At 64.9% G+C, this 15382-nt stretch carries 16 protein-coding genes and 2 pseudogenes; 12 read left to right on the forward strand and 6 right to left on the reverse strand.

Annotated features, from left to right (window positions below):
* Positions 1 to 13: 13 nt before the first annotated feature.
* Both RI841_RS02415 and RI841_RS02420 read right to left on the reverse strand, forming a co-directional pair.
* A complete protein-coding gene (locus RI841_RS02415) occupies positions 14 to 487 on the reverse strand; it encodes a DNA polymerase III subunit chi (protein WP_310703982.1) in 474 nt (157 codons plus the stop codon).
* The gene (locus tag RI841_RS02420; protein WP_310703983.1) at positions 488 to 2014 is read right to left on the reverse strand and encodes a leucyl aminopeptidase; all 1527 of its coding nucleotides are present in this window, start codon (positions 2012 to 2014) and stop codon (positions 488 to 490) included. It abuts the gene before it with no gap.
* A 137-nt stretch (positions 2015 to 2151) separates the two neighbouring features.
* Here RI841_RS02420 and lptF point away from each other — a divergent pair, with 137 nt between their 5' ends.
* From lptF to bfr, 5 genes are all read left to right on the forward strand, one after another.
* Positions 2152 to 3234, forward strand: a complete 1083-nt coding sequence (gene lptF / locus RI841_RS02425) for an LPS export ABC transporter permease LptF (RefSeq protein WP_310703985.1) — start codon at positions 2152 to 2154, stop codon at positions 3232 to 3234.
* The gene (lptG, locus tag RI841_RS02430) at positions 3231 to 4295 is read left to right on the forward strand and encodes an LPS export ABC transporter permease LptG (protein WP_310703986.1); all 1065 of its coding nucleotides are present in this window, start codon (positions 3231 to 3233) and stop codon (positions 4293 to 4295) included. The genes lptF and lptG overlap by 4 nt, the downstream gene beginning before the upstream one ends.
* 12 nt (positions 4296 to 4307) lie before the next feature.
* Entirely contained in the window at positions 4308 to 4781 is a 474-nt protein-coding gene (locus RI841_RS02435) for an RDD family protein (protein ID WP_310703988.1), read from the forward strand.
* Between the two features lie 104 nt (positions 4782 to 4885).
* The gene (locus RI841_RS02440) at positions 4886 to 5092 is read left to right on the forward strand and encodes a (2Fe-2S)-binding protein (protein ID WP_310703990.1); all 207 of its coding nucleotides are present in this window, start codon (positions 4886 to 4888) and stop codon (positions 5090 to 5092) included.
* A gap of 157 nt (positions 5093 to 5249) precedes the next feature.
* Positions 5250 to 5732 carry a bacterioferritin gene (gene bfr / locus RI841_RS02445; protein WP_310703992.1) on the forward strand — a complete coding sequence of 161 codons (483 nt, stop codon included), beginning with the start codon at positions 5250 to 5252 and terminating at the stop codon, positions 5730 to 5732.
* 78 nt (positions 5733 to 5810) lie between these two features.
* On the opposite strand, the gene RI841_RS02450 is transcribed toward bfr, so the two are convergent.
* Genes RI841_RS02450 through RI841_RS02460 form a run of 3 tightly spaced genes read right to left on the reverse strand, consistent with a single transcriptional unit; the run spans position 5811 to position 7683 of the window.
* Entirely contained in the window at positions 5811 to 6038 is a 228-nt protein-coding gene (locus tag RI841_RS02450) for a DUF1653 domain-containing protein (RefSeq protein ID WP_310703993.1), read from the reverse strand.
* A gap of 56 nt (positions 6039 to 6094) precedes the next feature.
* Positions 6095 to 6925: a tRNA cyclic N6-threonylcarbamoyladenosine(37) synthase TcdA gene (tcdA, locus tag RI841_RS02455; protein WP_310703994.1), complete on the reverse strand. Its 831-nt coding sequence runs from the start codon at positions 6923 to 6925 to the stop codon at positions 6095 to 6097.
* Positions 6922 to 7683, reverse strand: a complete 762-nt coding sequence (locus tag RI841_RS02460; RefSeq protein ID WP_310703996.1) for a pseudouridine synthase — start codon at positions 7681 to 7683, stop codon at positions 6922 to 6924. Before RI841_RS02460 ends, tcdA begins: the two co-directional genes overlap by 4 nt.
* A gap of 106 nt (positions 7684 to 7789) precedes the next feature.
* On the opposite strand from RI841_RS02460, the gene RI841_RS02465 reads away from it, so the two are divergent.
* The 4 genes and pseudogenes from RI841_RS02465 to RI841_RS02480 all read left to right on the forward strand — a co-directional run.
* Positions 7790 to 8944, forward strand: a complete 1155-nt coding sequence (locus RI841_RS02465) for a hypothetical protein (protein ID WP_310703998.1) — start codon at positions 7790 to 7792, stop codon at positions 8942 to 8944.
* A 93-nt stretch (positions 8945 to 9037) separates the two neighbouring features.
* Positions 9038 to 10783: a bifunctional isocitrate dehydrogenase kinase/phosphatase gene (gene aceK / locus RI841_RS02470; protein ID WP_310704000.1), complete on the forward strand. Its 1746-nt coding sequence runs from the start codon at positions 9038 to 9040 to the stop codon at positions 10781 to 10783.
* A gap of 286 nt (positions 10784 to 11069) precedes the next feature.
* Positions 11070 to 11489, forward strand: coding sequence for an STAS/SEC14 domain-containing protein (locus RI841_RS02475; RefSeq protein ID WP_310704001.1), 420 nt, complete (start codon positions 11070 to 11072; stop codon positions 11487 to 11489).
* Positions 11490 to 11659: 170 nt separating this feature from the next.
* Positions 11660 to 11815, forward strand: a pseudogene (locus RI841_RS02480) (IS3 family transposase); the annotation flags it as partial.
* A gap of 221 nt (positions 11816 to 12036) precedes the next feature.
* Here RI841_RS02480 and RI841_RS02485 read toward each other — a convergent pair.
* Positions 12037 to 13584: a CoA-acylating methylmalonate-semialdehyde dehydrogenase gene (locus RI841_RS02485; RefSeq protein ID WP_310704003.1), complete on the reverse strand. Its 1548-nt coding sequence runs from the start codon at positions 13582 to 13584 to the stop codon at positions 12037 to 12039.
* A gap of 131 nt (positions 13585 to 13715) precedes the next feature.
* Between RI841_RS02485 and RI841_RS02490 the strand changes: the two genes are divergently transcribed.
* From RI841_RS02490 to RI841_RS16485, 3 genes and pseudogenes are all read left to right on the forward strand, one after another.
* Positions 13716 to 14648 carry a LysR family transcriptional regulator gene (locus RI841_RS02490; protein WP_310704005.1) on the forward strand — a complete coding sequence of 311 codons (933 nt, stop codon included), beginning with the start codon at positions 13716 to 13718 and terminating at the stop codon, positions 14646 to 14648.
* 10 nt (positions 14649 to 14658) lie between these two features.
* A complete protein-coding gene (locus RI841_RS16480; RefSeq protein ID WP_405000900.1) occupies positions 14659 to 14850 on the forward strand; it encodes a leucine zipper domain-containing protein in 192 nt (63 codons plus the stop codon).
* 58 nt (positions 14851 to 14908) lie between these two features.
* A pseudogene (locus tag RI841_RS16485) lies at positions 14909 to 15221 on the forward strand (IS481 family transposase); the annotation flags it as partial.
* Between the last annotated feature and the right edge of the window lie 161 nt (positions 15222 to 15382).

Below are 15382 nucleotides of genomic sequence, written 5' to 3' on the forward strand. Positions count from 1 at the left end.
AGTCTGACGGACCTTATTTAGCTGCAGAAGATGGGGTTGATGGAGCGCTTACCTTGAGCTGGTGCGGGGTGACCGGGTAGCCGCGCTTTCGGTAGGTCTGCCAGCACGCGCGCTTGGCGGTGAGCACGTCCTGGTGCTGGTTGATGATCTCGGCGACCCGCTCGAAGCGCGAGAACCACTCGGGGATCCCGGGGTGCAGGTTGAGCAGCGCCTGGGGCGGCGGCTCACCGGCCATCGGCAAGTCCTGCCAGCCGATGGTCACCGGCACCGTCGCCTCCTGGTTGCTGCCGAGCAGGGCGTGCGGCACGTAGGCATCGGCCCGGAAGGTCCATAGCCGGTCGTCCAGGTCCCGGGCCATGACCTCGTCCTCGGCATGCAGGTGCAGCCGGTAGCCCTTGCGATAGATCGTCTCGGCCAGCCGGCAGGCAAAACCGAGACGCGCTTCCAGGGTGGTATCCGGGAGGATGTAGAAGTCGACCTGGGTCATCTAGAGCTCGTTGCCGTTCTCCACGCTGCGCGTTTCCTCCTCCCGGTCCAGCAGGTACTGGGTGAGCAGCCCGACCGGGCGACCGCTGGCGCCCTTCTCCTTGCCGGAGGTCCAGGCCGTGCCGGCGATATCCAGGTGCGCCCAGGGATACGTGTCGGCGAAGCGCGAGAGGAAGCAGGCGGCAGTAATGGTGCCGGCCGGGCGGCCGCCGATGTTGGCCAGGTCGGCGAAGTTGGAGTCGAGCTGCTCCTGGTACTCGTCCCACAGCGGCAGGTGCCAGGCGCGGTCCCAGGCGGTCTCGCCGGCATCCAGCAGGTCCAGCGCCAGGTCGTCGTCGTTGGACAGCAGGCCGGTGGCATGGTGGCCCAGGGCGATGACGGCGGCGCCGGTGAGGGTGGCGATGTCGACAACGCTGGCCGGTTCGAAGCGCTCGGCGTAGGTCAGGGCGTCGCACAGCACCAGGCGGCCCTCGGCATCGGTGTTGAGCACCTCCACAGAGAGCCCCTTGAGGGTCTTGATAATGTCGCCGGGCTTGGTGGCACGGCCATCGGGCATGTTCTCGGCGGCGGCGACGATGGCCACCAGGTTGATCTTGGGTCTGAGGGCCAGTATGGCGGTGACCGTGCCGAACACGCTGGCCGCCCCGCACATGTCGAATTTCATCTCGTCCATGGCCTCGCCGGGCTTGAGCGAGATGCCGCCGGTGTCGAAGGTGATCCCCTTGCCGACCAGCACATGAGGGGCGTCGTCGGGGCTCTCGGCGCCCTGGTACTTCATGACGATCAGCCGCGAGGGCTGCTCGCTGCCGCGGCCCACGGAGAGCAGACTGTGGGCGCCCAGGCGCTCCAGGGTCTCCTCGTCGAGGATCTCCACGGACAGCGCTCCGCCGGCGGCATGGCCCAGTGCTTCGGCCTGCTCGGCCAGGTAGCGAGGGGTGCAGATGTTGCCCGGCAGATTGCCCAGGGTGCGGGTGGTGGCCATGCCCTGGCCGATGGCGTCCCCGATGCGCCCACCCTGGCGAGCCGCTTCGGCATCGCCGTGCTCACAGACCAGCAGGGTGACGCGGGCGAGCTGCGGCGCGGGGGCCTTCTCGGACTTGAATTCGTCGAAGCGGTAGATGGCGCGGTGAGCGGCCTCGGCCACCATGCGGGCCTTCCAGTCGCAGGCACGCTCGGGCACCGGCACGTCGGTGAAGGCCACGGCGACCTCCTCGACGGGCAGCGCCACCAGGGCGGTGAAGGCGGCATCCAGCGCCTTGCGAAAGGCGCTTTCCCGGCAGCTGTCGCGCTCGCCGAGGCCCACCAGCATCAGACGGTCGGCATTGAGCCCCGGGGCGAAGGGGACCATCAGCACATTGCCCAGCCTGGCATCGAAGTCGCCGCGCTCGATCAGCTGGCCGATCAGCCGCTCGCTGACATCGTCGAGCTTGGCGGCGGCAGGCAGCAGCTTGCCGTCCTTGAATACCGGTACCACGAGGCAGGCCGTTTCGGCCTTGGCGGGGTTGGCCGTCTGAACAGGGAATTCCATGGTGGCTCCACAAGACAAGCGATGGGGGATTCTGGATAATGCCGGCACGTTGCCGAGTCGTCCCAGTGTACCCAAGGCAAGGCGTCATTGCATGGAAGATGGCCGGGCCCCGCGGGGTGCCGGGCCGGGAGACAGCGTTGATCATATTCCGTTACCTGACCCGCGAGATCCTGCTGACCATGGCCGCCGTGGCCGGTGTTCTGCTGCTGGTGATCATGGGCAGTCGCTTCATCCGCTACTTCTCCAATGCCGCCGAAGGCGAGATTCCGGCGAGCATTCTCGGCACCCTGATGCTCTTCCACCTACCGGGGTTTCTCGAGCTGATCCTGCCACTGGCGTTTTTCCTGGGCATCCTGCTGGCCTATGGCCAGCTCTACCTCAACAGCGAGATCACCGTGCTGGTAGCCTGCGGCACCAGCCCCAACCGCCTGCTGCAGGTCAGCCTCGTGCCTGCCACCCTGGTGGCAATCCTGGTCGCGGCATGCAGCCTCTGGCTGACCCCGGCCGGCGCCCTGCACAACGAGGTGCTGCTCGAGGAACAACGCAGCCAGCTCGACTTTTCCGCCCTGGCGCCGGGGCGCTTCCAGGACTTCGGCGGCGGGCGCACGGCCTATACCGAGGCCATGAGCGAGGATCAGCGCCGGATGCAGGAGGTCTTCATCAGCGAGCGACAGTCGCGCGGTGACGGTACCCCGGAGAGCGTGGTCACCCGCGCTAAAACCGGTTATCAGACCGTCGACCCCGAGACCGGCAGCCGCTTCCTGGTTCTTGCCGACGGTGAGCGCTACAGCGTCGACCCCGGCCGAGCCGAGGCCGAGCGGCTGGAATTCGGCACCTATGCGGTGCGTCTCTCGGGGGCGGTAGAGAGCGCCGAACTCGATGCGCCCGAGTACGCTACCACCCCAGCGTTGTTTGCCGATGACACCCAGCCGGCGCGGGCCCAGCTGCAGTGGCGGCTGGGTCTGCCGCTGATGGTCTTCATCCTGACCCTGCTGGCCATGCCGCTCTCTCGGGTCAATCCGCGTCAAGGGCGCTTTGCCAAGCTGCTGCCGGCCGTTTTCCTCTATGTGGCCTATCTCAGTCTGCTGCTGGCGGCACTGGACGCCATCGGCCGTGGCAGCTGGCCGGTGGCGGTGGGGATGTGGCCAATCCATGGCGGCTTCCTGGCCATCGGCCTGGCGATGATGGCCCGGGCCCAGCAGAAGGGGATGAGCGGATGATCACCAACCGGCTCGATCGCTATATCGCCCGCAACGTGCTGGGTGCCATCATCGTGGTACAGGTGGTGCTGCTGGGCCTGGATCTGGTGATCACCTATATCAACGATCTCGGTGACGTGGAGGGCGACTATGGCGCCTTCCAGGTGCTGCTTTACCTGCTGATGCGTCTGCCCTGGCGCTTCTACCAGTATGCGCCGGTGGGGGTGCTGATCGGGGCGCTGATCGGCTTGGGCAGCATGGCGTCGAGCAATGAGCTGACGGTGATGCGTGGCGCGGGTCGCTCGCTGGTTCGCATCCTCTGGGGCGTGATGAAGCCCATCATCCTGGTGATCGTGTTGGTTCTCGTCATCGCCGAGTTCGTCAGCCCGCGCACCGAGCAGTTCGCCAGCGCCTGGCGCCTCGAGCAGATGCAGGGCGAGGGCGCGGTGCTCACCGAGCGCGGCGGCTGGCAGCGCGAGGGTGACAGCTTCTATCGCTTCGGGGCCATCCGTGCCGATGACACCGTGCTCGACCTGACCCGCTACCGCTTCGAGGACAGGGCCCTGCGCGAGGCGACGAGCGCCCGACGGGCGGTGTGGCGCGATGACCACTGGCAGCTCGAGGACGTGGCAGTGACTCGCTTTTTCGAGGCGCGCACCGAGGTCGCGCGCCACGATATCCTGGGCTGGCAGACCGCCATGACGCCGGCCCAGCTCGACCGGTTGCTGCGTGACGTGGAAAGCCAGGCGCCCAGCGAACTGTGGGCCTATGCCCGCTACCTGCGCGACCAGGGCCAGCAGGCGACCCAGCCGCTGCTCTATTTCTGGCAGAAGATGCTGATGCCGCTGACCATGGCGTCACTTGTGCTGGTGGCCGCCTCCTTCGTGTTCGGCCCCCTGCGCAGCGTGGCCGCCGGTACGCGAGTCTTCTATGGGGTCGTTACCGGCCTGGTCTTCAAGTACCTGCAGGACCTGCTGGGGCCGGCCTCCACGGTATTCGGCTTCTCGCCGGCCTGGGCGGTGCTGGCGCCGACTCTGCTGTGTGCCGGGGTGGGGTTCTATCTATTACGCCGTACTGGCTGAGCCGAGGGATTCATGCAACGACGTTTCGACCAACTCGATGATGTCTGGCCCGCCGGCCTCGGCCGGCGGCTGGGCGCCATGCTCTATGATGGCCTGCTGGTGCTGGCGGTCTGGATCGTCGTGGTATCGGCTCACCTGGCAGTGGTGCGGCTGGTGCTGGAGGTGCCGGCGGATCAGGTGGGCACGGGGCTTGCCCAGGTGCTCTCGCTGCGCCTGCTGCTGGCCATCAGCGCCTTCGCCTTCTTCGCCTTCTTCTGGACTCGCGGCGGCATGACGCTGGGCATGCAGGCCTGGAGGCTGCGGGTGCAGACCCTCGATGGCTGCTCGATTACCGCTCTCCAGGCGCTGCAGCGTTTCCTGGTGGCCGGTATCTCGCTGGCCGCCTTTGGTCTGGGGTACCTATGGATCCTCGTCGATGCCGAGAAGCGCAGCTGGCCCGACATCGCCTCCGGCACCCGGGTGGTGGTCCTTCCCAAGCGTCGTTGAGCGGTGCGCCAGGGCTGATCGGCGCCAGGTTTTCGCGGGATCTCGCTTGCGACTACCCATGCGAATCATTTACATTTACCTCATGGCCAGCGTGAGGTGATGTTATGTATGTGTGTCTCTGCAAGAAGGTGACCGACCACCGAATCCGTGAGACCGTCGCAGACGGAGCGCGCAGCTGGCGCGAGGTTCAGCAGCGGACGGGTTGCGGGACCCAGTGCGGCAAGTGTGCCTGCACCGGCAAGGACATCACCCGCGAGGCGATCAGGGCCGAGCTGAGCGCCACGGCCGAGGGGCTCGCCTACGCTGTCTGATGGTAATCGCTATTGTTCGCCTTTGTTTTAACAAGTCCATGATTTGATTGAGTCATGTGTGACATTCCCTAGACTGTGATGGTATGGGATGGTCAGCTTTCGATGGCCATGCCTAGCTGGCAGACAGCATCCTGACAACCGTGATCGAGGTAATGTGATGAAAGGCGACAGCAAGGTCATCGAACACCTGAACACCGCACTCGGCAATGAGCTGGTGGCCATCAACCAGTACTTCCTGCATGCCAAGATGTACAAGGACTGGGGGCTGAAGGCGCTGGCCAAGTGGGAGTACGACGAGTCCATCGAGGAGATGAACCACGCCGACAAGCTGATCGAGCGTATCCTCTTCCTCGAAGGTATCCCCAACCTTCAGGACCTCGGCAAGCTGAACATCGGCGAGAACGTGCGCGAGATGCTCGAGTGTGACCTGAAGATCGAGCACGAGGGCCGCAACGACTACATCGAGGCCATCACCCACTGCGAGCAGGTCAAGGATTACGTCAGCCGCGACCTCTTCCGCGATATCCTTGCCGACGAGGAAGACCACATCGACCATATCGAGACCGAGCTCGGCCTCATCGACAAGGTGGGCATCGAGAACTACATGCAGAAGCAGATGCAGGAGGCTGGTGAGGAGTAGCGCCCGGCAGCGCCCGAGCGCATCGATTTTTCGGGCATTGAGAGCGCCCCGCGGCGAAAGTCGCGGGGCGCTCCTGCGTCAGGGAAACGCCTTCTCCAGGGCGAAGCGGGGAACCGGCTCGTCCTGGACCTCGAGGGTCTCCAGGAACATGTCCAGAGGGCGCGTCCAGAGGCCGTAGTCGCCGTAGAGGGCGCGATAGACCACCAGCGGCTCTTCTGTCTCGCTGTGTCGGGCGACGCCGAGGACCTCGTAGAGTGAGCCCTTGTAGTGGCGATAGATGCCGGGGCGAGGGAAATGGTGTTCCATGGGGTGTTCCTCTGTTCTCAAGGGCGTGATCCCAAGACGTAGTCTGAAGCGGGTGATCAGAGCGTGGCACGGGCCTGTTTTGCCAGCCGGGCCAGCACCCGGGCGGCGGCGGTGAAGCCGAAGCTGCCGGTGACGAAGGTCGCCGCCCCGAAGCCCGAGGCGCAGTCGAGCCGAGTGGCCTCTCCGTCGGCGGGCTTCTGGAAGCACACCTCGCCGTCGCTGCCGGGATAGACCAGCTGCTCGTCCGAGTAGACGCACTCTACCGAGAAGCGCCGCTTGGGGTTGCGCGAAAAGCCGAAGTCACGACGCAGCCGGGCACGCACCTTGGCGAGCAGCGGGTCGTGCTCGGTGCGGGTCAGGTCGGCCACGCGGATGCGGGTCGGGTCGGTCTGGCCACCCGCGGCACCGGTCACCACGATCGGCAGCTTGCGACGCTTGCACCAGGCGATCAGCGCCGCCTTGGCAACCACGTTGTCGATGGCGTCCACCAGCTGGTCAGCATCGGTCGGGATGCGCCTGGCCAAGTTGGCGGGGGTGACGAAGGCGGTGTCGGCCACCACCTCGATGCCCGGCTGGATGGCCCGGCAGCGCTCGGCCAGCACCTCCACCTTGGGGCGGCCGATGGTGCCATCCAGGGCATGCAGCTGGCGGTTGACGTTGGAGACGCAGACGTCGTCGAGGTCGATCAGGGTCAGCCTGCCGATGCCGGAGCGTGCCAGGGCCTCCACGGTCCAGCTGCCCACACCGCCCACGCCCACCACCACCACGTGGGCGTGGCGGAAATGCTCGAAGGCGCGGGCGCCATAGAGCCGACGGATGCCGCCGAAGCGGGCATCGTCGTCGTCCGGGCCAGCGGTGGAGGTAGTGAAGGCAGCGGAATCGGTCATGGCATCATGCTCGGGCGGTCGTGGTGTCGGAGCGGCGCCGGCAGGTGGCCCGACCAGCCGAAGCGCTCGAAGAGCGTCGTCATGCAGGCATCCAGGGGGCAGCAGAGGTCGAGGTGTCGGCCGCTCACCGGGTGGTCGAAGGCCAGGCCCACCGCTGCGAGCAGCAGCCGCGGGCATTCCAGGCGCTCGGCGAAGAAGCGGTTATGGTTGCCCTTGCCGTGCTTGGCATCGCCGATGATCGGGTAGCCGCGCCGGGAGAGGTGGCGGCGGATCTGGTGGCGACGTCCGGTGAGCGGCCGCGCCTCCATCAGCGAGTAGCGGCTCTGGGGATAGCGATCCACCCGGACCGGCAGCTCGACGCTGTCGAGCCGGCGGACCTCGGTCACCGCCTCCATGGCGGGCATTTCGGCCTTGGGGCGGCGACCATCCTCCTCGCGCAGCGAGTAGTCCAGCCGCTCCTGGTCCGGGCCGATGCCACGCACTACTGCCAGGTAGCGTTTTTCCACCCGACGCGCCGTAAAGGCCGCCTGGAGGCTCGCGGCGGTCTCGGAGTCGAGCGCGAAGACGATGACCCCGGAGGTCGGGCGGTCCAGGCGATGGACGGGATAGACCCGACGACCGAGCTGGTCGCGCAGCCGTTGCAGCAGGAAGTCGCGCTCGCCGCGGGCCAGCGCACTGCGATGCACCAGCAGGCCGGCCGGCTTGTGCACGGCGACAAGGTGGTCATCCTGATGGAGAAGGCTCAGCGCGGCTGTCATCGGGGCACCGTCAGGGGGTTAGGGGGCGCTATTGTCGCCGGCTGGCCGCGTGCTGTCATCCCGTCCGTCCCCCGTCGCGACCGCGAAAGTCCGGCGAGAGGTCAGCATGGCCGCTAGTCTGGTCGACATGAGATCTCGTCGACTTCTGGGGACCCTGTTGATGGCGCTGAGCCTGCTCCCCGCCCTGCTGTCAGGCTGTGCCACCCTGAACCGCCACCATCAGGCCCTGCTGGTGCTGGGTGACCTCTCCGTGGGCAGCGAAGAGAGCCGGCTGAAGCGTCGTACCGAACCACCCCGCCGGGAGGGGCTCGAGTATGTGCAGCAGGGCCGCGCCTACCAGGCGGATGTCTATCATCCACCCGAGCCGCACCGGGGGTCGCTGATTCTGGTACATGGTTTCACCGAGCAGGGCCGCCGCGATCCGCGCCTGGTGGCGCTGGCGATGACCCTCGGCCGGGTAGGCTTCAGGGTGATGGTACCGGAACTCGAGGGGCTGCGGGACTACTCCATCAGCACACGCGAGGTGGCGGCGATCGTCGATGCCATTCGCCACGCCACCCGGGCGGGGCCCGAGGCGCCGTCGCAAACGGCGGTGGCGGCGGTCAGCTTCGCGGTAGGGCCGGCGCTGATCGCCGCCATGGACGAGGAGGTGGCCTCGGCGGTGAGCTTCGTGGTGGCCGTGGGCGGCTATTACGACATGACGGACATGCTGCGCTATGTCACTACCGGCGAGGACCGCGGCGGTGCCGGCCGGGCGGCACCCCCTCCGCAGCGGGAGGCACGCTGGGCCCTGCTGCTGAGCCAGCTGCACTGGCTGGAGGATGAACGGGACCGGACATTGCTGGGGACCATGGCCCGCCGGCGTCTGGCGGACTCTGAGGCGCCGGTGGCCAGGGAGGCCCGTCGGCTGGGGGCATCGGGGAGGGCGCTCTACGCGCTGGTGACCAACCAGGACCCGGGCCGCGTGGAGGCCCTGATCGCCAGGCTGCCGCCCTCGCTGGTGAGGGAGCTCGAGGCGCTGGACCCCTCCCGGCGCTCGCTCGACAGCCTGCAGGCCAGGCTGGTGCTGATCCACGGCCCGCAGGACAGGGTGATCCCGATCAGCCACAGCCGACGCCTGCGCGATGCCCTGCCGCCGGGACAGGCGCGCCTCTTCGAGGCCGGGGCCCTGCAACACGTGTCGGTGTCGCCGGACTGGCGGGATGGCTGGAGCCTGTGGCGCGCGCTGGTGTATGTGCTGGCCCTGGGCGAGGGCGGGTGAGGCCGGTGGTAACCGCCTGGATCGCCACCATGGTCGGCTCGCCCTGCGGTGCACAATTCGTCATGCTGGGGGACCGTTGCCCGGAGCCCGAACATGAAGCATTCACCCGCCTACCACCTCGCTGCCACCGTGCTGCATGGCTTCGACGAGTATCGCTCGCGCTTCAAGCAGATCACCGCGGACGCCAGCCGCCGCTTTCGGGATGCCGCCTGGCGCGAGGCCCAGCAGGCCTCGGCGGAGCGCATCGACCTCTATGACGAGAAGGTCCAGGACACGCTGGCCAGGCTGAGGCGCATCTTCGACGATGATCTGCTGACCCACTGCGAGTGCTGGCGGGAGGCGCGGCAGCACTATGCCGAGCTGATCGACCAGCGGCTGGACTACGAGTTGGCCGAGACCTTCTTCAACTCGATGTTCTGTTCGCTCTTTCACCACCGGCACATCCGCAACGACTGGATGTTCGTCTACAGCTCCCGGGAGCGGGCGGCGCACCACTCCGGCCTCGAGCTGTGTCGCCACCAGCGGGTGGGCGGAGACTGGGCGGCGGGGCTGAGCTGGGCCCTGGGCGAGGCACGCTTCGAGACGCCCTTCGTCGACCTGGCGCGGGATGCGGCGCTGGGCAGCGAGATGCTCCGGCGGCTGCTTCCCGGCGCCATTTTCGAGGATCCCGAGGCCGAGATCGAGCTGATCAAGAGTGTCTTCTACCGCAACAAGGGCGCCTATCTGGTCGGGCGGGTGCTGGGCGGTGGCCAGCAGGTGCCGCTGGTACTGCCGGTACTGCATGAGAAGGGCGAGGGACTGCACCTGGATACCGTGCTGATCGAGCCCGACGAGGTGTCGATCATCTTCTCCTTCACCCGGGCCTACTTCCAGGTGAAGGTGGTGGTGCCCAGCGAGTTCGTGCACTACCTCCAGGAGTTGATGCCCGACAAGCCCCAGGGTGAGTTGTATGCTGCCATTGGCTTCTTCAAGCACGGCAAGACAGAGTTCTTCCGCGCCCTCAACCGCCAGGTGGCACGGCGCGAGGACACGTTCATCATCGCCCCGGGGGTGCGTGGCATGGTCATGGCCGTCTTCGTGCTGCCCTCTTTTCGCACCGTGTTCAAGATCATCAAGGATCGTTTCGATCCGAGCAAGGACATGTCCCGCGAGAACGTCCGCGAGAAGTACCGCCTGGTGAAGCGCCACGACCGGGTGGGGCGGATGGCCGATACCCAGGAGTTCTCCAACTTCATTGCCCGCCAGGACCACTTCGATCCCGATTGCCTGGCACACCTTCTGAAGGTGGCGCCCTCCACCGTCTACTTGCGCGGCGACAAGGTCATCATCAAGCACTGCTACACCGAGCGCATGATGACCCCGCTCAATCTCTACCTCGAGCAGTGTGACGAGGCCGAGACCCGTGCGGTGCTCAAGGACTACGGCAACGCCATCAAACAGATGGCCGCCGCCAATATCTTCCCCGGGGACATGCTGCTCAAGAACTTCGGGGTGACCCGCCATGGCCGGGTGGTGTTCTACGACTACGACGAGATCAGCTATCTCACCGAGTGCAACTTCCGGCATATCCCGGAGCCGATATACCCGGAACAGGAGTTGGCCGACGAGCCCTGGTACTCGGTGGGGCCCAATGATATTTTTCCCGAAGAATTCGGGCCCTTCCTCTTCGCCGACGTCAGGTTGCGCAAGCTTTTCTATCAGCTTCACCCGGAGCTGTTCGATGCCGACTACTGGAAGGGGCTGCAACAGGCGATCATCGACGGCCGCGTCATCGACGTCTATCCCTATCGCAACAAGCAGCGCTTTACCGGTGACGAGGAGAACGACCTGGTCTACTAGGGGCGACCGCCTCGCGGGCTCGACGCAGATCTTCTGCGTATTCTGGTCGGCCCCGCGCTACAGTGCCAGGGCATTCCCCTTGCCCTGCCGAGTCAGTGGCGCCATATCCGCCTTGCTGAGTGGCGCGCGCAGGCACTGGATCACGCTGTGCGACTCATGCTGTAGTCAGATGCTGGCGGGCGGCAGTGTCATTTTCGTGCGCTCCCTGCTGCGCCCTGTGAGCATTGGTAGAGTCAATGCGCGACCGAGGCGCTTAGCTTCTCTCTTACACTCAAGGAGAACGCCCATGTTGGACCTCATCTCACATCCGGCGGACCATGTCGTGGCGATAAAGGCGGGTGGCGTCGTGACCGCCGAGGAGTTGCAGTATGCCATCGATGCCATCGAGGCCGCCAAGCGGGCCCATCCCAGGGTCAGCCTGATGGCCGAGCTCGACGACCTGCGCTGGATGACGCTGCCCGCCCTGATGAAGGATATCGGCTATGGCCTGACCCAACTCGGTGATCTCGATCACTACTACCGGGCCGCTATAGTCACCGACGAGTCATGGGTCAAGCATATTGCTCATCTGGAAGACCGGCTGTTCAAGGTCGTGGAGGTCGGCACCTTTGCCAGGCATGATCGTGCCGCTGCCATGGCCTGGGTTGGTGAACTGCCCCGGGGGGACCACGAGAACCCTGAAGAGGACGGCTATCACGGGGCGTAAGTTTGCGAACCACACGGGCTGGCATGCGCATGTAAGAATTTATGGTATCGCGCAGGAAGAGGGCGAACATGTACGAGGCAACCAGGAGCTCGCCTGATAAGTCAGGTCGTAACACCACTTTTCCGGGCGGCGGCCTCGCGGATGTCGAATAACGTGCAGCATGAACGCGCAAGGGTAACTGCTGTGACAATGCCTGTGCCGATCACTTATTCCACGGTCTCAAGGTAGAGGCAAGCCATGGCGAGTGATTTTCAACCAGGGAAGCTATGCGGCGGCAGGTATTCGAGTACATCGAGCTGGACGACAACCTGCAGCGCCGGCACAGTGCAGATCAACCCAGAGGCCCGGATGATCGCCTAGATCGGTGTCCACAAATGCCAGGTAAGATCAACGGCGATGTCCGCAGGCTGAGGTTTTGGCGAATATCAGCTTTTTCGGACTTTCCGCCGTTTCTCTATCCTGCTTTGACCTCTGGTTGTGCCCGTTTTACGTTCTTCTGCGAAGAACCCAAAAAAGGGCGGGGTGGCCGCCCAACAACCTGCGGTTATTACTTCGCCGTCGGCATCACGAACTCGGCGCCCTTGGCGATACTCTCGGGCCAGCGCTGCATGATCGACTTCTGCTTGGTGTAGAAGCGAACGCCCTCTTCGCCGTAGGCATGCATGTCGCCGAACAAGCTCTTCTTCCAGCCGCCGAAGCCGTGCCAAGCCATGGGTACCGGAATCGGCACGTTGATGCCGACCATGCCCACCTCGATGCGCCGGCCGAACTCGCGGGCGACGTTGCCATCGCGGGTATAGCACGCGACACCGTTGCCGAACTCGTGGGCATTGATCAGGTCCACCGCCTCGGCAAAATCCTTCACCCGCACACAGGCCAGTACCGGTCCGAAGATCTCCTCTTTGTAGATGCGCATCTCCGGGGTGACGTGATCGAACAGCGTGCCGCCGATCCAGAAGCCCCCCTCATGGCCAGGCACCGTAAAGGGGTTGCCGTCGGCGTCAATGCGGCCGTCAACCAGCAGTTCGGCGCCGCTCTGCGCGCCGTCTTCGATGTAGCCCTGGATCCGCTCCAGCGCCTGACGGGTGACGATGGGACCCATCTCGGCATCGAGTTCCATGCCGTTCTTGATCTTGAGCTGTTTCGTCCGCTCGGCCAGCTTGGGCATGATCTTGTCGGCGACGTCACCCACCAGTACCGCCACCGAGATGGCCATGCAGCGTTCGCCGGCGGAGCCGTAGGCAGCGCCGATCAGACCGTCGACCGCCTGGTCGAGGTCGGCGTCGGGCATCACCACCATGTGGTTCTTTGCGCCGCCCAACGCCTGCACGCGCTTACCTTGCTCGGCGCCGCGCCGGTAGATGGAGTGCGCGATCGGAGTGGAGCCGACGAAGCTAGCCGCCTTCACGTCCGGATGATCGATCAGCGCGTCCACGGCGACCTTGTCACCTTGGATGACGTTGAAGACGCCGTCGGGCAGTCCGGCCTGCTTGAATAGCTCGGCCATGTACAGTGCGGCCGAGGGGTCGCGTTCGCTGGGCTTGAGCACGAAGGTGTTGCCGCAGGCGATAGCCACGGGGAACATCCAGCAGGGCACCATCACCGGAAAGTTGAACGGAGTGATGCCGGCGACCACACCCAGGGGCTGGCGCAGCGTCCAGTTATCGATACCGGTGGAGACTTGATCAGTGAAGTCGGTCTTGAGCAGCTGCGGGATACCCAGGGCGAATTCCACGATATCGATACCGCGAGTCACCTCACCCTGAGCGTCGGTGAACACCTTGCCATGCTCGTGGGTGAGGATTTCGGCCAACTGGTCGCGGTGCTCGTTGAGCAGGGCCAGGAAGTTGTTGAGGATGCGACTGCGACGAATCGGCGGAAGCTTTGACCAGCCTGGAAGAGCAGCCTTGGCGCTGGCGACTGCGGCTTCGACGTCCTGCACGCTGCCCAGTGCTACTTGGCGGCTTACCTCTCCGGTGGCCGGGTTGAAGACGTCCTGGGTGCGCTCACCGGTGCTCGGTGCCGCGCGGCCGTCGATCCAATGCTGAGCGACGTCATTGTGTGTGATTTGAGAGGTGGAGTTGGAAACACCCATGAACTTGACTCCGTTTGCGATTGGTTTGGTCTTCAGCCTAGGCGGGGAAGCCTTGCTGCACAATCGCGAATATCTGATTACACTGTTTACTTTTATAAACAAATGGCCGTGTGCCATAACTAAGATGTGCCATGTCTGCTCGCAAAAATTCCCCACTTCTCGATGACTTGCATCTGTTGACCGTGCTGGCCCAGGTGCGCAGCTTTACCAAGGCGGCACGCCGGCTCGGTGTCTCCAAGGCCTCGGTAAGCACTCGCATCGCCAGCCTTGAACGTGCCGTCGGCGTGCCGCTGGTGCGCCGGACCACCCGCTCAGTGGTGCTCACCGACGCCGGGCTGCAACTGGTGGAGGACATTGAGCCCTCTTTCGTCCGCATCGAGCAGAGCCTTTCCAGCGTCAAGGACCTGGCCGGCAACCCGCGCGGCTTGTTGCGGTTGAGCGCCCCGGTGGCGCTGGGGCGCCAACGTATTGCCCCGATGATACCGGCCTTCCTGCAGCGCTATCCGGAGATCCGGCTGGAGCTCGATCTCTCCGATCGCTTCGTCAATCTCGCCCAGGAGGGCTTCGATCTGGCCATCCGCCACGCCCAAACCGTGCCGGAGACCCATGTGGCGTGGGTCCTGCGGGAGTCACGCTCTCTGCTGGTAGCCAGCCACGATTACCTGGAGCGCCACGGAGTGCCCCGGCACCCGGCAGATCTCAGCCGCCACGAGTGTTTGATGTATCTGCGTGACGGCAGCGCCCAGAGCTGGAGCTTCGAGCGCGAGTCCGGCCGTAAGCGTGGCGAGCGGGTCGGTGTGCCGGTCGGCGGGCGGTTTAAAGCCAACAACAGCGAGGTGCTGCGGGAGGCGGTGCTGGGCGGGCTGGGTATCGGTCTGTTGCCGGACTTCACTGCCGTGGATGAGCTCCGGCCCGGGCGGCTAGCGCAGGTGCTGCCGGATTGGAAGCCGGTGGGCTTCTTCGGCGATCAGTTGTTCGCGATTCGGCCGTGGACGCGGCAGGTGCCGCGGGCGGTGCAATGCCTGGTCAATCACTTGCGCCAGGATTTCGCGGCAATAACGTAGCCCTCTGGATGTGATTTTCGATAGATACCGTTTTACGCCGCATGGTCGAGCCCTGTTGGTTTACCAAGTGCTGGTGGAGGCGCTGTGGCTTGAAGAGGTCGCGCAGCCCCAGGGAATCAGCGTGAGGACGGTTTACAAGTGCTTGCGCCGTTTCCGCGAAGAGGAGAGCGCTTGCCATCAGGGTCGCTCGTCACGCCCCTAGCCCCTTGGCGACAGATGCGAAGTCCGTGAAAGCGATCATTCAGCGTCGCCAAGCCTATCGCCAGCAGAATACGTGTGGCGCCAGCTGGGAATATGTAACGCAGCGATAGATGGCTACTCACAACTGGCGTTCAGCACCGTCCATCCGGATGAACGGTGCTGGAGCGCCTGCCTCGCCCTGATTTGGACCTTACGGTATTACGCCAGCCTGGGCATTCGCTTCCCCTGCGTGCTGACCGACAACGGTGGCTGTTACCGATACCGATCCAGCCGGTTCAGCCCCTCTGCCAGTGCCTGGAGATCAAACGCCAACGCACCAAGCCGTTCACCGCGCAGGCCAGCGGCAAAGCAGCGCGCTTCATTCAGGTGGCATGCTTGAATTTATCGAACGATTAACAGATGATTCGATCTATGCCACGGCAAGAGGCGCCACACTGGGGTGTCTCGTCTTGGAGGAGGAGCATAGGATTCTTCGGCAGTTCACTGCATTGTCAGATCAGTCGAGTCGGCTGTAGGTCCGCCCGGGAATAGTC

Origin of the sequence: Halomonas sp. (assembly GCF_031581305.1) — a bacterium.
Taxonomy (GTDB): Bacteria; Pseudomonadota; Gammaproteobacteria; order Pseudomonadales; family Halomonadaceae; genus Halomonas.